Raw genomic sequence first — 24,995 nt, forward strand, 5'->3', positions numbered from 1 at the left:
AAGCGGCGTAATCCCTGGCATTTTGCTTAAACTGCATGCAGGCGCTTTCCTCGCCTGTAACATTTAGTTACCATCGGCACACAGACCCTTTAACATCAAAAGGTAACCCGGTGCAGAACACCTACATGCCGTTGCAAATTCGCCTGCACTGGCTGGTGGCGATCCTGCTGGTCATCACCTGTGTCACCATCGAGCTGCGCGGCTATGCCGAACCGGGCAGCGCCCCCTGGTACGCGCTGGTTGTCACCCACTTCAGCTGCGGCGTAACGGTGTTTGCGCTGATGATCGCCCGCCTGTTCCTGCGCTGGCGCCACCCCTCGCCCGCCATCGCGCCCAAACCGCCGAAGTGGCAAACCGGCCTGGCGCACCTGACGCATACCCTGATTTATCTGCTGCTGCTGACGCTGCCGGTGCTGGGGGTGTATTCGCGCTATCTGGGCGGCAAGGAGTGGTATCTGTTCGGCCTGTCGATGCCGTTCACCGACGTGGCCGATCGGCCGCAGGCGCGGATGATTATCGGCTGGCATAAAACGCTGGCCTCATTCGGCTACTGGCTGATCGGCCTGCATGCCGCCGCCGCGCTGTTCCATCACTATATCGTCAAGGACAATGCGCTGGTGCGCATGCTGCCGCTGATGAAAAAACGCTGAATACCCGGCGCCAGGGATGAATTTTCGGGCCACGCCCACTGACAGGGAATGACATGCAAACCCAATTTTTTAATGTGACCGTCGAACAATGCGCCTGCCAGCAGACGGCGCCCGACAATCTGGTGAGGATCATCGCCTCCGGCCAGACGTTCTTTTTTTACCGCGACGACTTCAGCGACAGCGAAAATCTGCTGGCCAGGCTCGCCGCCGGCGATCGGGTGAAGATCGGCGCCCACCGCCTGCAAGACGGCAGCTACTGGCTGCACTGGCTGCTGCACGGCACGAAAGGCCGGCTGGAGCCTGACAGGACGCTGAAATACAAGCTGAAATACTTCGCCCTGCTGCTGCTGGGCGCGGTGCTGGCCGGCGGTTTCCCGGCGGCCTTTTTCATCATGGACGGGGAAGATTCCTGGCTGACCATCGTCCTGTTCTTTATCGCCATCATCGCCGGCCTTATCGGCATCGGCATAGTGCTGTTCGTCGGTTCGGAGCTCCTGCTGATCGGGCACCGCGGCCGCAGGCGCCTGCTCCGGGCGCTGGATCGCGTGCTGCAGGGGCAAGACGTCACGCCACCCGGCTCGCTCAGCCTGAAAATCCCCGGCATCAAATACCGGGCTGTCCGGGCAGACGCTGTGCCGGCGACCGCACCGCTGCAGACCGCGCCCCCCCTCCCGGACGGCGTCGAGACCTCCGGCATCGAGACGGTCAACGCCCTGAACTACGAACTCTGCCAATATGAGATCCCGCGGCAGGTGCAGTATTTGGATACGTATGCGTGGCGTCAGAAGGAGACGCACTTCGCGCTGACGACCCGCGCGCTCAATGTCCCCAATACCAAACTGCATCCGGTATTTCGTCGGCAACATCCGCTTTTCATCGCCAAAGGCGATCCGCTGCAGGTGCTGTATTGCGAGAACGACGTCATTCCCGAGTTGCCCAAAGTGCGTGGGATCATCAATCATCGCGATCGCCAAACCTATCTCATCGGCGGCAGCCGCTACTTCACCGAAGCCGGCCTTAACCTGTGCGCGCGCGTTGTCTTCATTTTTGGGGCAATCGTGGCGTGTTTTGTGCTCGGCATGATGGTGGTGGATAACGCCGATACCCCGGCCGGCTTTCACCTGGATGCCTGGACCCTGAAGCGTCTCGGCAGCGAATTGCCGCCGATTATTCTGCTGCTGATGCTGATGGTCAGCGGCCTGGCGCTGTTGATCGAGGGGTTCGCCCAGATCTGCCGCCTGTACTCTTTTGACCAGCACCGCACGTTTAAAACGTTTAAATACCTGAGAAATCTGCGCCGCAGTTTATGGCGGCAGGCTCAGGTGACGGAGCTGAAATGATGACGTTAGCGCTTTATAAAAGACCCCTTATTATCCTGACGCTGTTTTTGGCCAGCGCGCTGGGCGTCTATTTGCTCGCCCCTGAGCAACGCTATGAGCAGTGGCAATGGACTCAGGGCGACCAGGCGTTGCCGACGATAGCCCGTTACGATCTCATCCACAGCTACCCGGCGCAGGACGGCGCCCTGCTGCTCACCAGCAAAAGAAGTGAAGACCGCGCGTACAATAGCTTTTACGGCTGGGCGGCCAACTACCTCAGCCAGGTGCTGTTTGCTGGCCCCAAAGGGTTACAGATGCTGGGGGAACTCGACGACTTGATCCATGATGCGGTTTGCGGCGAGCAGGAGTGCGTGCTTTTTCTCTCTAAGGGCCGCAGGCTGGTTGATGTGCAACGGGGCACCATCGGGGCGCTGATCCCCTGGCCGGAGGGCGACGACAACCGGCCTTCCTTTGTCGGCGGCAAACTGGTGGCGCAACCGGGAAAACGCGCGCTGTATCTCATCAGCACCGAAGGCGTATTCTACAGCCCGGACTTCGGCGCCCATTGGCGGCAGACGCTGGATCTGCCGGCGCTGCTGGACGCGCGGCAACTGCTGGGCTTTGAGCGCGGCGAGGAGGACTCACCGACGGCTTACGCCTCCGGTAAGCGCAAATCCGTACCCGAGATCTTCACCGCCGTTGATGGCGATCGCGTGCATTTCTGGATGAACCCGGTGCTCGGATCCGGCGCGTTACACATCGCCGTTAACGGTAAAACCGGCGAGGTGACTGAACTGCATTGGCTGCTGGTGCGCGTCAAGGAAAGCGCGCAGGCCCCGGACGGCGGCATCTACCTGATCGCGCAAACGCTGGACAGAGGACTGTATCAGCTTCTGCGTTATCAATCCGACGGGCAGTTGAAGGTGCTGCTGGAGACCGGCGATAAATCGCTGTATCAGCTCTGGGCGGGCAACGATAAGCTGGTCGCCCAAACGGATAACGGCGATGCGCGTCTTTCGCTGATTTTCGATCTGCGCTCATCCGAAGTGCGCTACCGACAGCCGTTGGAGTACCGGTACAACGGGCGCGACGACACGCGCCAAACCGTGATCGAACCGGAAAGCCACTATGACGATGACGGGGAGACCCCGGCGCTGCCCTACTTCGTTCGCTATCGCTCCACCACGCCGTGAACATAAGGAACTTGCCATGCTGTTAGGTTATGGCGCCGGCGCCGCCGGCCTACTGGCGCTGTTATTGGCCCTGCTGCTCGCCGGCATCCTGCTCGCCTGGTGGGGCTGGCGATACGCCGCCGCCCGCTGCGGCCGCCCGCGCCCGCCGCTTTCCTGGGGCGGCTATCTGTTAGCCTCGGCGCTGGCGATCTACCCGGTGGCGTTCGCGCTGATGCTGATCGACATTGCCCTTCAGGATCTCAAGAGCCAGCGGGCGGAAGAACGCTGGAATCGGCGCAGTTACCTGACGCTCGAGGCGGCAAAACCGTTCGGTGAAATCACCCTGCCAAAAGGCAGCTGGGTAAACCGGCAGGAGCCGCGCCAGCCCGGCACCGAAGACAGCCCCATCACGATGAACGGCGTGACCGCCGTGCGCTTTCCTCAGCCGCAGAGCGTGGCCGGCGTGCCGATCATCGCCTTCGAGGTTTTACCGCCGGTGATGGAGCTGGCAGATGCGCATACTTTCACCCGCCCAACCGGTCAAATGGCGCACTGCGAAGCCGGTTGGCTGGTCTCTTTCTCTTTACCGCCGGATAAGCCGGCCCCGCAGTGGGAGGAGTGGCAAGCCGGCCTGCCTGCGGCGGCGTTTCGGCCCAGCGACTGGATCTTTAAGGAGTGCTTCTCCGGCAGCCCAATCGCGGTGCTGACCTTGCACAACGGCGAAGTCAGGGTGTTGCCTTAAGCCTTACGCCGTGGCGTTGGGCAAGCGCACGGTCACGCGGTTGTTGGCCGTTGGCAACTGCAGCGGCGTTTCCTGCCAACTCACCGCGATAACCAATACCGGCGGGGCCGGCACGCGCGGCTCACGCCCGTCGGGCCCCACGCTGTAAGCATCCCATTCAATCACAAAAACCCCGCCGTCTTGCGGCTCGACCCGCTCGACGAAAAAGGTGGTGTCCGAACCGCGCCCGCCCGCCGGTTTATGCGCGTAAGAGAGCAGGCTGAACCACTCGCCGGCGAAGTACAGATGATACAGACCATCGACGATATGCTCGCCGTGGAACTGGCAGCCGCCGACGCTCAAGCCGTCACCCGACGGGGATCCCGCCACGCGTTCGAGATCGCGTACGAAGCGATCGGTCGGCCGGTTATCCAGCAGCAGCTCATAAGGCGGCGTGTGCAGCAGCGCGGCAGGATCGTCCGCCTGGCGCAGATCCGCCGGCAACATCGAGCGCGCCGCCAGCATCCGGCCGTTGGGTAAGGCGATCTCCAGCCGATCCGCCGGATCCGCTACCCACTGCGGCACCCACAGACCGCGTACAAGGTGCAACGGCGTGGCCTCCACCTGCCGACACGTCGCCCGCAGCCGCGCCAGCGCCTCAGCGGAACCGGCGGCCAACGCGTCCTGCTCGCGATCGGTCAATGCCGGCAGCGCGTACATCACCCGGGCAGCAGGCTCATAGACCGTCAGCCCCTCCCCCTCGCGGCCGCGGGTCGGGATCAGGCGCAGCTTGCCGTCGTCCACGTCCTGCGGCGCGGCATAGGCGCCATGCACAATCGCCCCGTCGCGCAGCAGCAGCGTCCAAAAGCTGGGGCCGCCCATGCCCAGTTCCCCCACGCCGCCAATCTGCCGGTCGCTGTCGCCGGCGTGCGCCATTTCAATCGGCTGCGAATGCCAGTCGGTCTTGCGCCACTCTGCCGCCTCTTCGGGTTCTTGCTCGCTTTTAGCGGCGTACTTCACCCATTGCAGCACGGCAAACAGCGCGATGCACAGCACACCCCAAACCGGGTGATCCTGCCAAATCAACACCCAACCGACGATCAAAAGCGCCCAGGCGGCCATGACGATATCCTTTTCCACAAGAAAACCGCCTGATTCTAGCGCAGGAAACGCAAGGGGTTGAAGCCTATGCCATGAATAATTAGCCGTTAAATAGAAAGATAATAATTTCAGCGTTATTTCTGTGACTATGAAGATTACATAAATAATGCTTCACTGCGTGATTTTAACGTAGAAAAGACAACTCCCTGTTTCTCAATGCAATATTTATAACCCTGTTAAAAATAGAAAAATGAAAGTGAAAAAAACCGCAATAATTTGTGCATATTCTAAACATTGACTATGTTTATACATACTCTTTATATGCAGGTAAACAGACTGAAAAAAAAGATAAAGACTCTCAATATAATTAAACAACCCTCGCGCACCGCGTGGGTGACACGCTATTTATTATAAAAATTCCGAGGCTATTTTATCTCCACGGAACGGGTCACTTTGCGTTTTATCAGGCCAATAGGCTACACACCGCAATTAATATCATTATTAGCATTCCGGAGATCGACAATGAAAATCGTTACGGGCATTATCCTTACCTCTGTGGTCGCCTTCAGCGGCGCGGCTTACGCGGCCGATGCGCAACCTACCACCGGCAACGCAGAAGTGACGCTGGAACACGTGCACGCCGTGATGGAAAACGGCAGCCCGGCGCCGCAGCATGACGCCGCCTGCAAAAAAGAACTTTCCATGCCGGAATCGAAATATATGGGCATGAAGGTTAAAACCGATTACACCATCAACAGCAGCACCATGATGATGTCGGCCAAATCGATGTTCCCATCGCCGGATTCCATGAAGCCCATGGAACTGACGGTCGATCTCTCCGCGCTGGGCCTGGCGGATGTGTATGCCTTCGGCGCCTTTAAACCGGCCGCATTGCCGCAGGCCTATATTTATTTCACCATCGACAAGGATTTTAAAAATCCGGTCAGCACCTTTATGATCATTAACCAAGGCAAGCAATATAACTGCGTAATTTCCAGCTCGAATAAAATGATGAGTGAAGAAATGCGCGGCAAGATGATGAAGAAACAATAACGGAATGAAAAACGGCGCTTCCCTTAGCAGGAAGCGCCGCCAGCAAAGCCTTAAATCAGACCAGGATTGTATTTCTGGTTGAACTTCTCTTCCGACTGGAACAGATAAATAATGCCTTCGATAAAGCCGACAATCGCCGGGATCCCCGTCCAGCAGAACAGCAGGTAGAACAGCCCCCACCACTTCATCCCCAGGTAAAACTTGTGAATACCCAGCCCACCCAGGAAGATGGCCAGCAGGGCCGCCGCGAGCTTGTCTTTTCTGCTCATAGTGCACTTCTCCTTACTTCTCACCGAACCACCGGCATGTCCAAAAAACGGATGCCGCTACGCAGAGCGCCGCATCGCAATGCTTGAGGTGAAAACATTCACCCATCAAGACTCAACAGGGGTAATTATAACAGTGATTAATTAAACGGTTGTTTAACCGGCGAAAGGGTAAGCAAAGTGAGTCTGGAGAGGAGGTGGTGCCATAATAGGAACGAAACATACCAAACAACACACTGTTTTAAAACTAATTTTATAAACAAAAACAGAAAGCTATACATATATCTATACATAATAAAATGATGCACAATACATAGAATAAATTATAATCAATTAGCACTCGCCCAGTGCTCATCATATTAAAAAAAGATTTATAGGAAAACTGTTCACCCTATACACCTTTTGATTTTATCTTTTTATTTCAATGCATTGATGGGTGTATAGCTACCTTCTCGGTGTACACTCCTGTTCACCTACAGGGTGAACAGTCTAAATCGCAGGCACAAAAAAACCGGCCTGAGCCGGTTTGGGGAGCGCTTGTCGTTATGATATTGGCCGTTCAGCGGACGATAGGATGCCCTGGTGTTGCTGTGTGTGTTTGGGTCACTGCCACTATAGGCGTCGCGGCGATTGAGCGTCCAATGGGTTCGGCAGATCAATAATGGCCTATTGATCGGCCCGGCCGATCGACCCACTCATCGTCACACCGCCCCGCACTTCGGCAGCCAGTCCGCTTCACATTCTTCACTCAATATCAGGTTGGTTTGTATTCTCTACTTGGTGCGGCGTTTCAGCAGCGTATGCTCATACTTTTTCAACGTCTGCGGCACCGCCTGGCCGAACGCCGTCAGGTTCATCACGTGCTGATAGCCTCTTGCGGCCATAAACGACAGGTAGGCGTGGTACAGGTAGCGGCGCGGATTCGGCGGGGTGATGTTGGCATTACCGATCATCCCCCCTTCCGGGGTGCCCAGCACCGTCAGGTAACCACAAAATCAATAAGCGGATCGGCATGCCGTTTGATTTCCAGGGCTTCTGCCGAAATCTGCTGCGCCTGGAGCAGTGCGCGGGGCTCGTTCGGGTTGGCAAAGCGTTGCATCAGGTGACGCACGATGACCGCCAGCTTTTCGGTGATCTTCGCTAGCAGCAGCGGGTCACGCTCTTCAGAGGCGATAGCCTCTGGGAACGTCAGGATCACCCGGCGGCGCGAGATGCCGCCGCTGCGCTCGCTGAACTGCATCGGGTTGTTATTCACCGCCAGTATAACTGCAGGGATGTAGACCGCGTAGGCGTCGCGGTATTTCGGATCGATGACGACCGCATCGCCGCCGGTGATGGCCTTGATACCCGCCTCGTCACCACTCCACTTTTCCTGGTCGGGCAGGATAATCAGCGAGTAACCGACGACCTAGGCACATTTGCGCGCCGACTCCAGTTTGTCGATAGTGGCGGCAGGGTTATTAACGGCACTGGCCAGCCACCGGGCGATAGTCGCCATCACGCTCATCCTGTTGATACCTACGACGTTAAGATTCTATCAACTCCTGTCACAGCGCGGCAGCCTCACAGGCCCAATAGTTGTGGTAGTAGGGATATATCAGGCACCATATGTTTAGTGCATAGCCCTTTTCCTACCAATGCACCGGTTAATGCCAAAGTCTTATAGACAGGGCCTGACTAGTATCGTTTTTGTCGTAATTGTTAATGTTCAAAACTACGCAGACTATTTCAACGGTGGTGCGTTTGGTTGCTTTGCCTTCTATCAATCAGATATGGCGCTGTTCAATGTCTCCGACTGCTCGCAGTCGCATCGATCGCCAATCCACATTTTCCCCATACAGCCAACTGTGGCAGGGCTACCAGGAGGTCCAATAGCATTCTGAATCACTCTTGAGACAAATATTTCGAGGGAAGGTGGACGGATGATGAGCAAATTATTTTTATTAACCACCTTAACTCATATTGGCCTGAAAAATTAAAAAGGTGGAGTGAGTCTCTCTATAGACTTAATTATTAATCAAGTATTGGATGTGGATTTTTAATCATGTTACTGTTAATGAAGATAATTCTAATGATGTTAGGAAAGATAGACATTTGCTGCCGTAGGCCCATTAAGCCCATTCACTCTTCTAAATTCCACTCGAATTCCAGGGGTGATTGTTTGAGTTTCACGTGATGATAATGCTGAAATGTGTACTCGTACGTCTTTTCTTCCATCAGAGGGGATAATTAATCCTTTACCTGTTTTATTATCAAATATTTTGATGATGCCTGTCATTTTTTGGAACAAAGAACAACCTTATAAGATGAAAACAGCCTTGAGTATACATTAAATGAATAAAAAATCCATCTCAATCTTACACATTCACCCTGGCCTTTTAGACGGCTAAAAATAAACATTGCTATCTCTTAAATAAGGGTGTAAGACTAAGTTATTAAAAGTAAACTGCAGAAAATGTCGGTTTAAATGAGTCCTATATTCAGCCCCTATAGCTAATGTTTTCAATCTACCTTTCTTTGATTAGTGTACTATTCTGACTTCTCATACCCAAGTAGGAATTTAATAATATATATCACATTGAAATAGCTTTTTATGTTGATAAGGAGGTTATAATTTTTGTTTTTGGACGATTAATTACCCACTAAATATTTTGTAACAAACACGCATCCATCAATAAGGTAACCCATTGATAAAAGTCATTATTTTTTTTAATTCTGCGCCATCTTGTATCACTGAGCTTCAGGACGGCGTAAAAACAATTTCACGCTCTTATCCGAATGGAGAGAGAGTACAATTACCTATAATGACGGCGGGGTTAGCCTCTCGGACAGGTGACCACACAATTGTTCATGTCGCTTCAGATCGTGATTTAACATCCGACGAGATTTTTGCTGCTGCTGAAAAGTTGCTGTAAAACGTTCAAGGAAGTAAAAATCAGTAAAATACAATTTTTTCTTGCAACCTGACTTGATTGACATCGTATATTATATAATTTCGGGCTAATGCTTAGCATAAGCATAAGCATATGATAACTATGCACTATAATAAAAGAAAAATATTACCAGTACAAAAAACGACCATCAATGATATGATAAATCTCATTCATTGAAAGGTTAATCCATATGTCTTTTATCGATTACGCAATGAAGTACATCGGCGGCATATCTAGATCTGCTGTAATTTGCCCTGTTTGTGGATTCAAGTCATCTCAGGCGGTTAGCAAGCTTCGACTGAAACAAGCAATGCTTTGCCCTGAATGTAAAGCGCTATTTGTCAAGTCACGCTAAACTCTGATACATGGTGATGCTAAATTTTGTGAGTACGCCTAAGACATATTCAAGCAGCTGTTAAATCCCGGATGGCTTACATCCATCCTGAGAGAACGCTTCTGAACTGATTTCGCAACTGCTCCTGCGCATTAACGTCGCAACTGAGCAACTCTATGAAAATGAACCCCAGGGCATGGTTTAGCCACTCCCGAATTCTGGCAAAAAAAAGCGAACGATCGCCGCTTGCCGCTAACGATCCTGCTGGTGAGGGGGCGGTACGATCGGAGTTGTTTTCAACATCTCAGATGGAACGTTACGGTCAAAAGTTGGCACGTGCCCATAAATTATCTCCGGATAAGCTTCCCTACTACCTTCTCAAAAGGCTTGGCAATAATGAGGCCGCTATCACGCAGAACTGCTACGAGCTCAACTCAGGTATAAAAGCGAGTATTATGCCTGCCGGGGAGTGGTTGTTGGACAATTACTACCTTATTGAGGAGCAAATTCGCATCGTTCGCCAACACTTGCCGAAAAGCTTCGGCAAAGGTCTCCCATCCCTGATATCGCCTCAGAATTGTCCGCGAATTTATGATATTGCATCCGAAGCCATTGCGCACGGCGATGGCCGCTGGGACACTGCCAGCCTGACCAGCTATATCACGGCCTACCAACAGGTCACCCCACTGACGTTGGGCGAAGTTTGGGCCCTACCGGGCATGCTGCGCCTGGCTCTGATTGAAAATCTTCGCCGCATCAGCATGGAAGTCGTAAAGGCTCAGCGGGAACGAAACCTGGCAGATGCGTGGATAACAAGAATTTTCGAATGTGCAGAGAATGCTCCCGCTGACTTAATCATGGTGGTCGCCGACATGGCGCGCTCACGTCCTCCGTTGAGCAGTGCATTTGTCGCGGAGTTAGTACGGCGTCTGCAGGGGCATGGCAATGCGGTGTCGTTGCCTCTGACCTGGGTTGACCAGTGCCTGGCGGAACAGGGGGTCACAACCGAGGCACTGATTCATCGCTTCAATCAACAGCTCGCTGCCAGTCAGCTTTCAGTCAGTAACAGCATCGCTGGGTTGCGTTTACTGAGCGAAACGAACTGGGCTGATTTCGCTGAGGCGATAAGCGCCGTTGAACAGGTATTACGCGGTGATCCTGCCGGTATTTATCCCCAAATGCACTTTGATACTCGGGATCATTATCGCCACGTCATTGAGATTTTGGCCAGAGATAGCGGCCTCAGTGAGCCTGAGGTAGCCAGCCGGTTACTGGCTCTTACCAGGGAGAACGCTCCCGACACATCGAAGTCCCACATTGGCTATTATCTGGTAGGCGAAGGTCGAGAGAAGTTGGAAATTCATCTGCTGGCTGACACCTCAACGTTTATACGCCTGCGGCACAGTTTCAACAGAATATCCCTGCTGTCATGGCTTGGCAGCCTGAGTTTGTTGACCACAGCAACGGTGGCCGGGGTATTGCATGAAACTGCGCAGCAAGGAACGTATTGGCTGCCGATCGTTGTGGCATTGCCTCTTGTCATTGCTGTTAGCCAATTAGCAAGTGATCTGCTCAGCGATGCCACCACTCGTTTTCGAATCCCCCGCCCATTACCGAGGATGGACTTTTCAGCCGGTATTCCCGTAGATAGTGCAGCCATGATCGTCATCCCTTGCATGCTGACAAGTCACGAAAGCTTCAGCAAACTCCTCACCAGTCTTGAAGTATGTTGGCTGGGGAATCAAAACGAAAACATCTGTTTCGCTCTGCTCACCGATTTTGCCGATGCAGAAAATAAACAAGCGCCTGCAGACAAAGCCCTCCTCAGACAGGCGATCACCGATATGCAGGCGCTTAACCGCCGCTATCCATCCCGACACCCTCGTTTTTATCTGCTGCACCGGCAGCCTGAATGGAACCCTTCTCAGCGGACCTGGATGGGTTATGAACGCAAGCGGGGCAAACTGGCGTTGTTAAACGACTGGCTACGCCATCCTGCGGCACAATTTGTCAGCGTTGCAGACATGCCTGCTCATCTTTTACCGGGCTATATAAAATATGTCATTACGCTGGACAGCGACACGGTGCTGCCGCGCGATACGGTACACAAGCTGGTCGCGACGATGGCGCATCCGCTGAATAAGCCAGAGTATGATCCGGTACGCCAGAGGGTGGTCAAAGGATTCGGCATTCTACAGCCCGGACTGGCGGAGGCGATGCCGCATAATGGCCAGGGGCGATACGCGGCCATGCGCAGCAGCGCACCTGGCAATAACCCCTATTCCATGATGTCTTCCGATATCTACCAGGATCTCTTTGGGGAAGGATCGTTCGTGGGCAAGGGGATTTATGATGTCGATACCTTTGTTCAAGCCACGGCCAACGTTTGTCCTGAAAATCTGGTTCTCAGCCATGATTTACTGGAAGGGTGCTACGCGCGTTCGGGGCTGCTGAGTGAAGTTTTACTCTACGAACAGTACCCCAATAATTACCTTTCGGATGTGGCACGCCGCTCACGCTGGATCCGGGGTGACTGGCAACTGCTGAACTGGTTGAAACTGCGCGTCAGAAAAGCGGATGGAAGCCGGGATAAGAATCCTCTATCCGCACTCTCTTACTGGAAACTGTTTGATAATTTGCGCCGCAGTCTCGTCGCCCCCTCTTTACTGGTATTGCTGTTCTTGACACTGCTTTGGGTGCCTAATCCGGTTTATTGGCTTGGCGTGCTGGCGCTGATATGGCTGTTACCTGCGATGCTGAGCATCCTCTATGATCTGCTGCATAAGCCCCTTCGCCGCCACCTGAAACCGCATTTGTTGCTGGTAGCTTCAGGGGCGCTGAAGCGTCTGTCAGGCATCGGGCTTAATTTTGCGATACTGCCGCACGAAGCCGGATATTCATTGTATGCGATTATCGTGACGCTATGGCGTCTGGGCGTTAGCCAGCGCAATCTCAGCCAGTGGGTCAGCCATCGTCCGGACGACAATCAGGCCAGAACTTCGGTTGGCCGTTTCTACCAAGCTATGTGGCTGAACGTCGCTGGCGGAGTGGCACTCACCATTCTGACCGTACATATTGCGCCGCAGCTGCTGGCGATCGCTTTGCCGGTCAGTGTGTTATGGTGCCTGGCTCCCCTGCTGATGAAAGGGTTGAGCCGCCAACCCGTTCGTAAGGCCTTTTCGCCGAACCAAGAGCAAAAACGGCTGCTACGCCAGACAAGCCGTGAAATCTGGGCATTTTTTGAGACCTTTGCCACGGCACAAGAGAACTGGCTTCCGCCTGACAACTATCAGGAAATACCGCAACCGACAGTGGCTCACCGTACCTCTCCTACCAATATTGGCCTTTCCCTGCTGGCCAATCTGACGGCCTGGGACTTTGGTTATCTTTCCGGCGGGGAGGTATTGCAGCGCGTCTCGCTAACGCTTGATACGCTGGACAAAATGGAACACTACCGGGGACATCTCTATAACTGGTACGACACCCGTACGCTGGCACCGCTCAGCCCACGCTACGTTTCAAGTGTCGACAGTGGCAATATGGCGGGTCATTTACTGACATTGCGTGAAGGGCTATCTGCCATGCGCCATCAGCCTGTTTTAAACATCGAACAGATGCTGGCCGGGCTGAACGATACGCTGGAGATTCTGGAGAAACATTGGGGCTCAAGCGCGCCTACCGCTTTGCGGCTACTGCGCAAACACTGCCAAAGTGCGGTGTCACTGTCTCCGCCAGCGCTTTTCAGCGAACTGAAAAAAATGCGCACTCAGTGCAACCACCTTACAACGCAATGTCATCAAGACTCCCACCTTCAGGTACGCTGGACAAAACATCTGGAAAATCAGCTGGTGCAGCTTGGTCATGAATGGTCGCTACTACTCGACTGGTTGCCAGCGTCCTGGAACAAACAGACGCTGCCGACGCTGAACTGGTTGGCCCGTGCGACATTTACCGGAGAAGGAACGCCTCCGGCGTCCGTGACGGCGCAAGCTCAAATGCGGCTGAAAATTATCGCCGAGCTTGAACAACGGCTGAATGACCATGCTCGGATGGATTTCGCCTTTCTGTACAGTGAGGCAACCAGTCTGCTCAGTGTCGGTTACAACTGTGACACGAATACGTCAGACAAAAGCCATTACGATCTTTTCCCATCTGAAATCCGACTGACCAGTTTCCTCGCCATTGCGGCGAATCAGTTGCCACTCAAAAGCTGGTACGCGCTGGGGAGGTTGTTCACCACCATAGACAATGAAACAGCCCTGATGTCATGGAGCGGTTCGATGTTTGAATACCTGATGCCTAATCTGGTGATGCCCACGTGGCCAGGCAGTCTGCTTGATGAGATGAGCCAGTCGGCGGTGATGCGCCAGATACACTGGGGTAAAGAGCGTGGGGTGCCTTGGGGAGTATCAGAGTCTGGCTATCATGCTTTTGATGTTCAGCAAAACTATCAGTATCAGGCATTTGGCGTGCCAGGGCTCGGTCTGCGTCGGGGACTTGCCGATGATATGGTGGTTGCCCCTTACGCCACCCTGCTGGCGCTGATGGTCTCACCGCAAAAAGCGTGTGAAAACCTGTTCCGATTGCAAAAAAATGGCGCACAGGGTGAGTATGGCTTCTATGAAGCGCTGGATTATACCCCTTCACGCCTTGCAACCGGTCAACTGTATGCGGTAGTGCAGTCCTGGATGGCACATCATCAAGGCATGGCATTTCAGGCGCTCGCCCACGTGCTGCTTGACGCCCCCATGACTGAGCGATTTATGTCCAGCACGCTCTTCCAGTCAGCGAGTTTGTTGTTACAGGAGCGCGTGCCGGATGCGGTCGATCTCTACAGCCCGCGTCGTCATTTTGAATCTCATGAAGGAAGGGTCAAACCCGTTCGCTATGAACCTCGTATTTTCAACGGGGTGGACACCCCGGTTCCGGAAATTCAGCTGTTGTCCAACAGCCATTATCATCTGATGTTGACGGCTGGCGGGGGAGGCTACAGTCGCTGGAATAATATTGCCCTAACGCGCTGGCGAAGTGATACCACCCGGGATAACTGGGGAACGTTCTGCTATATCCGCGATATGCAGACGGGTGAGATATGGAGCAATACCTGGCAACCGACAGGCAACGCTATCGGGCTCGACGAAGAAGTGATATTTACCGATGCGGGGGCGGAATTCAGGCGCACCTTCGGGACGCTCAGCGTCAAAACCCAGGTTGTTGTCTCCCCGGAGGATGATATTGAACTACGACGGATCACCCTGGTGCACCGGGGCCGCCAGCCGCGCTCCCTGGAACTGACAACCTACGCCGAAGTGGTACTGGCGTCTGATGCCAGCGATCTGGCACACCCAGCGTTCAGCAATTTGTTTATCCAGACCGAGCTTGATCCTGAACGTGATGCTATCCTCTGCCACCGGCGCCCGCGCTCGCCGGATGAGTCGAGCCCTTGCCTGTTTCACATGATGGTGGTGCATGGCGGTCACCATAAGAGCGTCTCGTTTGAAACAGACAGGGCAGAGTTCCTTGGACGAGGCAGAAGCCCAGCCGATGCTCGGGCCATCGAGCAAGGCGGAGCGCTCAGCAACACATCGGGCTCAGTGTTGGATCCTATATTGGCGATACGTCACGCCATCATCCTGCAGCCTGGGCAACCGGTTACGATTGATATCGTTTATGGCATTAGTGAAAGCCGCCAGCAAAGCCTGGCATTGCTCGAAAAATATCGCGACTATCCTATCGCTGACCGCGTGTTTGAACTGGCGTGGTCGCATAGTCTGGTGGTATTACGTCAGATGAACGCCAGTGAAGATGATGCCACCTTGTTTAATCGTCTTGCCAGCGCAGTACTTTATCCCAGTCAGGAGTTGCGTGCCGAGGGCCAAACCATCAGCCATAATCGGCGTGGTCAGTCCGGCCTGTGGGGCTGGGCAATCTCAGGTGATCTGCCGATAGTGCTGCTCAGCATTTCCAGCGAGGAAGGCGTCGCCTCCGTCACCACCCTGATTCAGGCACACCGATACTGGCGGCTGAAAGGGCTGGAGGTGGACTTGGTGATCTTGAATAACAGCCCAGGGGGATACCAGCAGGGATTGCAAAATCAGATTATGGATTTAATTTATGCCGGGTCAGAAGCCAGTCTGCTGGATAAAACGGGCGGCCTTTTTGTGCGTAATGGCGAGCACCTCACCACTGAGGATAAGCTGCTGCTGATGAGCGTGGCTTGTCTTTACCTCGATGACCGTGCGGGTGGAATTAATGAACAGCTTAACCAGCGTATTCACACCCCAAAACCTCCGGCCAGACCGTTGATTCCGCATATTGTTTCGGAGAGTAACCAACATACCGATTGGGCCCCCGATACCAGCCAGTTGCGCCATTTCAATGGGTACGGCGGATTTTCTCATGACGGCCGGGAATATCAGATTGTGCTCCGGGAAAATGAGTCAACGCCCGCCCCTTGGGCAAATGTACTGGCGAATGCCCGTTTTGGCAGTGTGATTTCGGATGCGGGGCAGGCCTATAGCTGGTATGAGAATGCCCATGAATTCAGGTTAACGCCGTGGGAGAACGATCCTGTGAGCGATCGTAGCGGTGAGGCGTATTACCTGCGTGATGAAGAGAGTGGTGAGTGCTGGTCACCGACGATTTTACCTACGCGCGGACAAGGGGATTATCTGACACGCCATGGTTTTGGCTACAGCGTATTTGCCCATCGGGAGAGTGGTATAGACAGTGAGCTGACGGTATTTGTTGCCGAAGAGGCCCCGGTTAAACTTGCAATCCTGACGCTCAGTAACAATTCGGGACGCACTCGTAAACTGTCCGTCACGGGCTACGTGGAGTGGACGCTCGGAGAGTCACGAATCCGCTCCGCCCCTCATATCGTGACACATGCTGCCAGTATCCCTGGCGGTTGCGGTGTGATGGCAAATAACTTTTACGGTGACAACGGTGGCGAGCGCACTGCATTTTTTGCCGTCAGCGGTAATTATTGTTCGTTGATGGGAGATCGCCGGGAGTTTATTGGCCGTAACGGTTCGTTGCGCAGCCCATCCACCATGAAACTGCGCAGACTCTCGGGTAAAACCGGCGCCGGCCTCGATCCCTGTGGAGCCGTCCAGTCAGCGGCTACATTTATTGACGGGGACCAGAGAACGTTTATTTTTGTCCTTGGCGCGGCAGATAATCATGCCCAGGCTCAGGAGATGCTTACCCGCTATCTCAATGAGGATGCGGCCCGCCTGGAGCTGAACCGCGTTCACCACTACTGGCACCATGTGCTCGATAAAATCGTGGTTAATACGCCTGATACATCTGTGAATTTGCTGGTCAACGGCTGGCTGTTATACCAGACCGTAGCCTGTCGCCTTATGGCTCGCAGTGGTTACTACCAGTCCGGCGGTGCATTTGGTTTTCGCGATCAGTTGCAGGATACGCTGGCACTGAGTCATGCCGATCCGAACCGAATGCGCGAACAGATAATGCTGTGCGCATCACGGCAATTTATCGAAGGAGATGTGCAACACTGGTGGCACCCTCCACACGGCAGCGGGGTTCGTACCCGCTGTTCTGATGACTACCTGTGGCTTCCGCTTGCCGTTTGCCACTATGTGGAAACGACGGGGGATATGGATGTGCTGGAGATGCGCATACCGTATCTGGAAGGTCGCCTGCTCCAGCCCGGTGAAGAGTCTATCTATGACACGCCGGTCGTCAGCGGCACCGAAGAGACATTGTGGTTACACTGCGTCAAAGCGATTCAACATGGACTGAGGTTCGGTGAGCATGGCCTGCCGCTGATGGGGGCAGGTGACTGGAATGACGGGATGAACCGGGTTGGTATCGAAGGCAGAGGTGAAAGCGTCTGGCTGGGTTTCTTCCTGTATGACATTTTGCAGCGGTTTGCCGCACTGGCAGAGCGCAGGCAGGATGACAGTATCGCCTTGATGTGTCGTTCGCAGGCCTTACACCTGCAAAACAATCTCGAAACCCACGCCTGGGATGGCGAATGGTACCGGCGCGGTTATTTTGACGATGGTACTCCCCTGGGATCGAAAGCCTCGCAGGACTGCCGGATAGATGCGATTGCGCAGAGCTGGTCTGTATTGTCCGGGGCTGCCAGCACGGGACGGTGCGCACAGGCCATGCAGGCGCTGGATAAGCACCTGGTAGATAACGATGGCGGGTTGATAAGGCTGTTAACACCACCATTCGATGGTCATGGACCTAACCCGGGTTACATCCAGGGTTATCTGCCCGGCGTGCGGGAAAATGGGGGGCAGTATACACATGGCGCCATCTGGGCCGTTATGGCATTTGCACGGATGGGAAATGCAGAACGCGCCTGGCAACTCTGGTCAATGATCAACCCGATAAATCATACCCTTAATGCAGGCTCGGTCGGGATTTATAAGGCTGAGCCTTATGTCATGAGTGCTGATGTCTATAGTGTCGCTCCCCATACCGGACGAGCGGGATGGAGCTGGTATACCGGTTCCGCAGGCTGGGCCTACCGCTTACTTACCGAGGAATTTCTGGGTATAAAACGCTCCGGTGCTATCTTTACTGTCCATGCCAGATTGCCGGATGAGTGGCCCTCTTTTTCGATGTCATATCAACATGGTGAAAGCCAGTATCAGATTATGGTTTCACGCGGAGAGGGAGAGTATCGTGTCACACTGGATGGCATCGTACTGCCTGGTGACAACATTCCTTTGCGGGATGATGGGAAAAATCATACGGTTGAAATTATTCAAAACTGATACTGCCTTAAAAGGCACATTAAAGCCTGCCGTTAATGCGCTGATTGTCCCTGAGAACTTCGATTGCGGTTTGCATTACGACTTTATCATCTCGTCTTTTCTGTTTGAGTTGCATTACCTGGAGGTATTCAAGCAACGTTCGGGTGTTAATCGGCCTGCCTTGTTTTCCCACGGCCAGCACCGCCTCACCAAGGATAATTTTCACTGGGGGTAACTGTGCAGGGTACCAGTCAAGGGTGTCTTCTGATTTCATTATAAATTTCTCATGGAAGGGTATTGTATCACAAAATATTACTTTGTTGCTTGGTTCTGCTCTCATAACTCAAGAATAAAGAGAAACGGTATACTATATGGATAGTTAAAGCCAATGCCTCCTTGCTAAGTTTATGAATATGATTAATGCATTTCGAGTTGTAAAAAACGAAATTCGGTTAATGGAATATACAGAGCAATGATTATAGGGGAGAGTGTAACTACTGTGCACCGACTATTTATATTTTGAATTTAAACACAACGCCATTGTCTAACTAATATGTAATGCTAAAGACATGGTTTTCCTTATGTATTACAAGCCATATATTAAACTTTCGGGTCGAGCTAAGGAAAAAACATGTCACAACATTTTACAAAAGCGTTGCTTCACCCCCGGTACTGGATTACCTGGTTTGGGCTAGGTCTGCTCTGGATTATCGTCCAACTTCCCTATCCGGTACTGCATTTATTAGGTTCTACTCTGGGGAGGTCATCTAGACCTTTTCTTAAAAGGCGCGGCCGCATTGCCGACAAAAATATAGAGCTCTGTTTCCCGGAAATGACAACAAAAGCACGGGATCAGATGGTCAGAAAAAACTTTGTTTCCTTGGGGTTAGGGTTGATGGAAACTGGCATGGCTTGGTTTTGGAGTGATGCTAGGGTGAGGAAATGGTTTGAGGTTGAAGGTATTGAAAATCTAACGAAAGCTACCAGAGGCGTGATGGTTTTAGGCGTTCACTTCATGTCCCTTGAATTATGCGGAAGAGTTATGGGGGTATGCCATCCAATGATGGCTACTTACCGTCCACACAATAATCTGCTTATGGAATGGATACAAACTAAAGGTCGAATGCGCTCAAACAAAGCAATGATTAATCGACGCAATTTACTTGGGTTTGTCCGGGCACTGAAAGCCGGCGAGGCTGTTTGGTTTGCACCTGATCAGGATTATGGGCCCGAGGGTAGTGTTTTTGCGCCTTTCTTCTGCGTTAAAAATGCAGCCACTACGAACGGAACTTTTGTTCTATCGAAACTCGCAAGAGCGGACTTGATTACTTTGAGCATGATCCGACTTAGTAATAAAAAGGGCTATCGTATGTTTATCAGCTCTCCGCTTTTAGATTATCCCAAAGGTGATGAGATTATAGCAGCAAACTACATAAATAAAATTATCGAAAAGGAAATCTGCCGAGCCCCCGAACAATATCTATGGATGCATCGTAGGTTTAAGACTCGGCCTGAAGGAGAGCTTTCTGTTTATAAATGAATTATCAGCTAAATCACACAGTATAGCATCAGACCGCCTTATATTTTCGAGATTTACAAAACACTCTGTTTATGTGGCCTCTAATAGATATAAAAATCACTACCGCGATTAATTTCACACGCAATCAATGCCTTGCAAGCGTGTTGGTTTAACTAAAATCGGCAATGAGCACTAATTATTTAAGGAAGGAATATCCTCACCATAATCTGCATATCGTTTAAAGGCATGTGTATAGGAATCCAAGACCGAACAGGAACATATACGCAATCCTATACACATTAGAGACCGGATTCCACTGGAACATTACGGACTAATACGGATAAAAAAATCATAATGTCTTTTTAAAACAGAGTGTTTATGGATAAATACGGACTTTACAGGAAGAGAGGATGGTGCCGATAATAGGAGTCGAACCTACGACCTTCGCATTACGAATGCGCTGCTCTACCAACTGAGCTATATCGGCATCGAGCCGGGCCTGCAGGGCAAGCCGGAAGTGCGTTGAACAAGGTAGACCCGTGCACGAAATGAGTCAATAGCCGCCGGGGCGTTTGGTTGTTTTGCAAGCAACCAGACTGTCGTGCAATCTCCCTTTTCCAAAAACAATCAGGGCGCAGCATGCTGCGCCCTGACCTCTTTATGACCGCAATGCGGCCTTAGCTGCGCACCAGATCGTCGCCGTAGCCGATCCACTTGTAGGTGGTCAGCGCGTCCAGGCCCATCGGACCGCGGGCGTGCAGTTTCTGGGTGCTCACCGCCACTTCTGCGCCCAGGCCGAACTGGCCGCCGTCGGTGAAGCGAGTGCTGGCGTTAACGTACACCGCCGAGGAGTCCACCGCGCGCACGAAGTGCTCGGCGCTGCTGAGCGAACGGGTGAGGATCGCGTCGGAATGGTTAGTGCCGTGGGTGCGGATGTGATCGATGGCCTGATCGATATCGTCCACCAGCAGCACGTTCAGATCCAGCGACAGCCATTCGTCGTCGTAATCCTCCGTATTCACCGGCACCACCGTCGCCGGGCCGCCCTGCAGCAGCGGCAGCGCGTTTTCCGCCGCGTGCAGCGTCACGCCCGCCGCCGCCATTTTGGCGCTCAGCGCCGGCAGGAACTCAGCGGCGATGCTGCGGTTCACCAGCAGCGTCTCCAGCGAGTTACAGGCGCTCGGGCGCTGGATCTTGGCGTTTTCAATCACCGTCAGCGCCTTGTCGAAATCGACATTGGCATCCACGTAGGTATGGCACACGCCGATGCCGCCGGTGATCACCGGAATGGTCGATTGCTCGCGGCACAGCTTGTGCAGGCCGGCGCCGCCGCGCGGGATCAGCATGTCGACATAGCGATCCAGGCGCAGCAGTTCGTTCACCAGCGCGCGATCCGGGCTGTCGATCGCCTGCACCGCCGCCGCCGGCAGGCCGCACTGTTCCAGCGCCTGCTGGATCACTTTCACCGTTGCCTGGTTGGTGTTGTGCGTCTCTTTACCGCCGCGCAGGATCACTGCGTTGCCGGTTTTCAGGCACAGGCTGGCGACGTCGATGGTGACGTTCGGCCGCGCCTCGTAAATCACGCCGATCACGCCGAGCGGCACCCGGCGGCGCTCCAGCTTCAGCCCGCTGTCCAGCAGGTTGCCGTCCAGCACGTGGCCGACCGGATCGTTCAGGCGGCATACCTGGCGCACGTCGTTGGCGATCGCCGCCAGCCGCGCCGGGGTCAGCAACAGGCGATCGAGCAACGCTTCGCTCATGCCGGTGGCGCGCGCCTGCGCCATGTCTTGTTCGTTCGCCAGCAGGATCGCTTCGCTGTTGGCTTCCAGCATGTCGGCCATCACCGACAGCACCTGATTCTTCTTCGCCGTGCTCAGCACCGCCAGCTGCCAGGAGGCCTGCTTGGCGGCCTTCCCCATCTGCTCCAGCATGCTCACTCCTTAACTGACAATCATATCGTCGCGGTGCACTGCCACCGGACCGTATTCGTAACCGAGGATCTCGCTGATTTCCTGCGAGTGGTGCCCGGCGATCATGCGCATCGCATCGCTGTTATAGCGGCTGACGCCGTGCGCCAGATCGCGCCCCGCCAGGTTGCGGATGCGGATCACTTCGCCGCGCGAGAAGTCGCCCTTCACTTCGCGGATGCCTTTCGGCAGCAGCGAGCTGCCGCGCGCCATCATCGCTTCCACCGCACCGTCATCGACGGTGATCTCACCGGCCGGCGGCGCGCCGAAGATCCAGCGCTTGCGATTTTCCAGCGGGGTTTCCAGCGCGTGGAAACGGGTGCCCACCGGTTTGCCTTCGATCACGTCCGCCACCACGCCCGGCTTGCTGCCGGCGGCGATCACCACGTCGATGCCGGCACGGCAGGCCACGTCGGCCGCCTGCAGCTTGGTGCCCATGCCGCCGGTGCCCAGACCGGAGACGCTGTCGCCGGCGATGGCGCGCAGCGCGTCGTCGATGCCGTGCACTTCACGGATCAGTTCGGCCTGCGGGTTGTTGCGCGGATCCGCGGTGTAGAGGCCCTGCTGATCGGTCAGCAGCAGCAGTTTGTCGGCCCCGGCCAGAATGGCCGCCAGCGCCGACAGGTTATCGTTGTCGCCCACCTTGATTTCGGCGGTGGCGACGGCGTCGTTCTCATTGATTACCGGCACGATGCGGTTGTCCAGCAGTGCCGTCATGGTGTCGCGCGCGTTGAGGAAGCGCTCGCGGTCTTCCAGATCGGCGCGCGTCAGCAGCATCTGCCCGACGTGGATGCCGTAAATGGAGAACAGCTGTTCCCACAGCTGGATCAGCCGGCTCTGCCCCACCGCCGCCAGCAGCTGCTTGGAGGCGATGGTGGCGGGCAGCTCGGGGTAGCCCAGGTGTTCGCGCCCGGCGGCGATGGCGCCGGAGGTGACGATGACGATGCGGTGGCCCGCGGCGTGTTGCTGCGCGCACTGGCGCACCAATTCGACGATGTGGGCGCGGTTCAGACGCAGCGATCCGCCGGTCAACACGCTGGTGCCCAATTTCACAACCAATGTCTGGCTGCCGTTCATAGTATTTCTGCCGTGTAATATACCCGTCATCTTTCAAGCTGCAGCGTTGTTGGCTGCACGCACTCACCCCAGTCACTTACCTCAGTAAGCTCCTGGGGATTCCTGCGCTTGCCGCCTAGCCGCAACTCGAAAGCTATAGGGTATGATGAGAATAAGAGTGCAAAGGTCTTTGTAACAGGAGAGACGCGTTATGCCAACAGGCACAACGCGAAATCAGCACAATACGTGGTCAAACGGGGTCAGGCGGAGAGTTTGATCAGTTTTTCTTTGAAATCGTCGGCGGGTTCCAGCCCCAGCTCCATGGTCGCCAGCAGCTCGCCGAGGCGGCGATGGAAGTCGCGCAGGGTGTCTTCCAGCTTGGCGTTCACTTCATCATCCTTAATGTTTTGCGCCGTCCAGTCGCCTTCCTTGTCGAACAGGCCGAATTGGTACGAATAGGTGAAGCGCGCCTCTTCCGCCTGCAGCTCCATCCACCAGCCCCAGAACTCACGCTTCTCCGGAGCGGGCTTTACATTGACGCAGACGGCCAAACAATCAAAGAAAAAACGGTCGTTTTCACATTGCCCTTCACGCAGGTACGGCCCCAAGCTGGCAAAACGTTTCATTAGTCGGCTTTTAGGGTGACCACTCGGTAACGTCATTCTCTAACCTCCTCAATGTAGACCACTCTTTTTAACAAACTGTTAAAATTTAGCAACTAATTAACGCATTTTGTCCCTCAGCCAACCGGACATCTGCAGCAACGCCCGGTGGAAGCTGTCGTAAACCGGGGTGCGCGGGATGGCGACCAGCTTGCCGCTCACCGAGGAGGTGACGATCAGCTGCGACTCTTCTTTCGGGCTGAGCGTATCGCGCTCCCAGTAGCCGGAGATCATCGGCGTCGGGCAACGGCGCCCCAGCAACCCCTGCATTTTCAGCGAGTAGCTGTTCAGCTCCACCTTCAGCACGTTGTCGGAGGCATTGGCCATGCCCATGCGGCTGGCCAGCACGTCCATATACATGTCCGGCACGTTCAACTGGGTGCTGCTGTCGCACAGCAGGCGATGCACCACCGGCCCCAGGCAGGCCACGCCGCGCAGCCGCTGCGGCTCCAGATAGGCCAGCCGCACCGCCACGTTGGCGCCGAAGCGGAAGCCGAAGGCGCTCACCCGCTGATGATCCACCCACGGCACCGAGGCCAGCTGGATCAACACTTGTTGGTGCAGGTAGCTGGAGTCCTGCGTCAGCTTCCATTTGCAGGAGGAACCTATCGACGGCATGTCGAGCGTCAGCATGGCGATGCCGTGCGGCGCCAGGTAGTCGCGGAACAGGCGATGATAGTCAGTCTGCAGCGTATCGAGACTGCCGCACATCAGCACCGTCGGGAACGGCGCTTCGCCCTTCTCGGGCATGTGCAGGAAACCGGTGACGCAACCGCCGCCTTCGATGCGGAACTCCAGCTCTTTCAACTGATACGGCAACAGCAGCGCCGCCTCTTCATAAGCGCGGTTGGCGAGCATCTCCGCCTGTTCAGCCAACTCGTCGCCCTTCAGATGCGGGTAGCCGGCGATGCTGTACAGGCTCGCGGCCTTCAGCCAGTACTCGCCGCCGAGCAGCGGATCCTGCTGCTCCGTCGCCCGCTGCTGCCACTGCATGCCCTGATGGATCCACTCGTAGATCCAGTTGCCGTTGCGGTAGCCCACCACGGTATCCAGCCGCTGCGGATTGCTGCGCTCGGCGTCCGAGGCGGCGATGCGCGCCAGCACTTCGTGGATTTCGATCGGGCTGACGCCGCGCCAGGCCCACAGCAGCGGATTCAGCATGCGGTACCAGCTGCCGGTGGTGTCGCCTTCCAACGCGGAATGCATGGCGGCGCTCACTTTGTTGCGCGCGCGCAGCACCAGCGTCGAGGTTTCAGGGTGTTTGAATTTGGGCTTGAAAAGAATTTCAGAAAGGTTGGCCTGTGCCATGGTAACAACAGCCTCCGTAAATCTGGCGATAGGCCGCAACAGGCCTACTTAACTGGAGGTAGTGTACCTAACTCTGGCGGGATAAACCAAGATAACGCAAACGCCCGGCATAACCGGGCGTCAGGCGGCTGACAAAGGAGGAAAAAGCGTGGTTTTTCCTCCTTTGTGGTCAACGGCCGAAAATCAATAAATTGAT

Annotated in this window: 16 protein-coding genes, 1 tRNA gene and 1 pseudogene; 8 read left to right on the forward strand and 10 right to left on the reverse strand. The window is 54.5% G+C overall.

The annotated features are described in order from the left end of the window. Positions 1-125 precede the first annotated feature (125 nt). From cybB to ACMGGK_RS19135, 4 genes are read left to right on the forward strand one after another with little or no spacing between them, the layout of a single operon-like run. Positions 126-650: a cytochrome b561 gene (gene cybB, locus ACMGGK_RS19120; RefSeq protein WP_420277472.1), complete on the forward strand. Its 525-nt coding sequence runs from the start codon at positions 126-128 to the stop codon at positions 648-650. Positions 651-703: 53 nt separating this feature from the next. Then, positions 704-1,990, forward strand: coding sequence for a hypothetical protein (locus tag ACMGGK_RS19125; RefSeq protein ID WP_151254891.1), 1,287 nt, complete (start codon positions 704-706; stop codon positions 1,988-1,990). After that, positions 1,987-3,162 carry a hypothetical protein gene (locus ACMGGK_RS19130; RefSeq protein WP_206195203.1) on the forward strand — a complete coding sequence of 392 codons (1,176 nt, stop codon included), beginning with the start codon at positions 1,987-1,989 and terminating at the stop codon, positions 3,160-3,162. Before ACMGGK_RS19125 ends, ACMGGK_RS19130 begins: the two co-directional genes overlap by 4 nt. 16 nt (positions 3,163-3,178) lie before the next feature. Continuing rightward, positions 3,179-3,883, forward strand: coding sequence for a hypothetical protein (locus ACMGGK_RS19135; protein WP_016928946.1), 705 nt, complete (start codon positions 3,179-3,181; stop codon positions 3,881-3,883). A 3-nt stretch (positions 3,884-3,886) separates the two neighbouring features. Here ACMGGK_RS19135 and ACMGGK_RS19140 read toward each other — a convergent pair whose 3' ends face one another. Further along, complete coding sequence (locus ACMGGK_RS19140; protein WP_228009794.1) at positions 3,887-5,002, reverse strand: hypothetical protein; 1,116 nt, start codon at positions 5,000-5,002, stop codon at positions 3,887-3,889. Positions 5,003-5,485: 483 nt separating this feature from the next. Here ACMGGK_RS19140 and ACMGGK_RS19145 point away from each other — a divergent pair, with 483 nt between their 5' ends. Further along, the gene (locus ACMGGK_RS19145; RefSeq protein ID WP_420277132.1) at positions 5,486-6,016 is read left to right on the forward strand and encodes a hypothetical protein; all 531 of its coding nucleotides are present in this window, start codon (positions 5,486-5,488) and stop codon (positions 6,014-6,016) included. Between the two features lie 50 nt (positions 6,017-6,066). Here the strand turns inward: ACMGGK_RS19145 and ACMGGK_RS19150 are convergent, their stop codons facing one another. From ACMGGK_RS19150 to cspF, 3 genes and pseudogenes are all read right to left on the reverse strand, one after another. Further along, positions 6,067-6,285: a TM2 domain-containing protein gene (locus ACMGGK_RS19150; protein ID WP_015376761.1), complete on the reverse strand. Its 219-nt coding sequence runs from the start codon at positions 6,283-6,285 to the stop codon at positions 6,067-6,069. 698 nt (positions 6,286-6,983) lie between these two features. Then, positions 6,984-7,786, reverse strand: a pseudogene (locus ACMGGK_RS19155) (primase-like DNA-binding domain-containing protein); the annotation flags it as partial. Positions 7,787-8,359: 573 nt separating this feature from the next. Beyond that, on the reverse strand, positions 8,360-8,572 hold the full coding sequence (gene cspF / locus ACMGGK_RS19160) for a cold shock-like protein CspF (protein WP_072022372.1): 213 nt from the start codon (positions 8,570-8,572) through the stop codon (positions 8,360-8,362). Between the two features lie 833 nt (positions 8,573-9,405). On the opposite strand from cspF, the gene ACMGGK_RS19165 reads away from it, so the two are divergent. Both ACMGGK_RS19165 and ACMGGK_RS19170 read left to right on the forward strand, forming a co-directional pair. Continuing rightward, complete coding sequence (locus ACMGGK_RS19165) at positions 9,406-9,570, forward strand: YnfU family zinc-binding protein (RefSeq protein ID WP_216606217.1); 165 nt, start codon at positions 9,406-9,408, stop codon at positions 9,568-9,570. 155 nt (positions 9,571-9,725) lie between these two features. Next, positions 9,726-18,308 (forward strand): glycoside hydrolase family 94 protein, encoded by an 8,583-nt coding sequence (locus ACMGGK_RS19170; RefSeq protein WP_164053930.1) that lies wholly within the window; start codon positions 9,726-9,728, stop codon positions 18,306-18,308. A 19-nt stretch (positions 18,309-18,327) separates the two neighbouring features. Here ACMGGK_RS19170 and ACMGGK_RS19175 read toward each other — a convergent pair whose 3' ends face one another. After that, complete coding sequence (locus tag ACMGGK_RS19175; protein WP_016929262.1) at positions 18,328-18,561, reverse strand: hypothetical protein; 234 nt, start codon at positions 18,559-18,561, stop codon at positions 18,328-18,330. A 357-nt stretch (positions 18,562-18,918) separates the two neighbouring features. On the opposite strand from ACMGGK_RS19175, the gene lpxP reads away from it, so the two are divergent. Beyond that, positions 18,919-19,827, forward strand: coding sequence for a kdo(2)-lipid IV(A) palmitoleoyltransferase (gene lpxP, locus ACMGGK_RS19180; RefSeq protein ID WP_127146762.1), 909 nt, complete (start codon positions 18,919-18,921; stop codon positions 19,825-19,827). 390 nt (positions 19,828-20,217) lie between these two features. Here lpxP and ACMGGK_RS19185 read toward each other — a convergent pair. The 5 genes from ACMGGK_RS19185 to frsA form a co-directional block, all read right to left on the reverse strand. Beyond that, positions 20,218-20,293 (reverse strand) — tRNA-Thr (locus ACMGGK_RS19185). 190 nt (positions 20,294-20,483) lie between these two features. Further along, positions 20,484-21,737: a glutamate-5-semialdehyde dehydrogenase gene (gene proA / locus ACMGGK_RS19190; protein ID WP_164053711.1), complete on the reverse strand. Its 1,254-nt coding sequence runs from the start codon at positions 21,735-21,737 to the stop codon at positions 20,484-20,486. A 9-nt stretch (positions 21,738-21,746) separates the two neighbouring features. Continuing rightward, entirely contained in the window at positions 21,747-22,850 is a 1,104-nt protein-coding gene (gene proB / locus ACMGGK_RS19195) for a glutamate 5-kinase (protein WP_015376738.1), read from the reverse strand. A 239-nt stretch (positions 22,851-23,089) separates the two neighbouring features. After that, positions 23,090-23,491 (reverse strand): sigma factor-binding protein Crl, encoded by a 402-nt coding sequence (crl, locus tag ACMGGK_RS19200; protein ID WP_004930258.1) that lies wholly within the window; start codon positions 23,489-23,491, stop codon positions 23,090-23,092. A gap of 60 nt (positions 23,492-23,551) precedes the next feature. Further along, positions 23,552-24,799 carry an esterase FrsA gene (frsA, locus tag ACMGGK_RS19205; protein ID WP_016928979.1) on the reverse strand — a complete coding sequence of 416 codons (1,248 nt, stop codon included), beginning with the start codon at positions 24,797-24,799 and terminating at the stop codon, positions 23,552-23,554. Positions 24,800-24,995 lie beyond the last annotated feature (196 nt).

Origin of the sequence: Serratia sp. BNK-33-b, from assembly GCF_048684565.1 — a bacterium.
Lineage (GTDB): Bacteria > Pseudomonadota > Gammaproteobacteria > Enterobacterales > Enterobacteriaceae > Serratia > Serratia marcescens.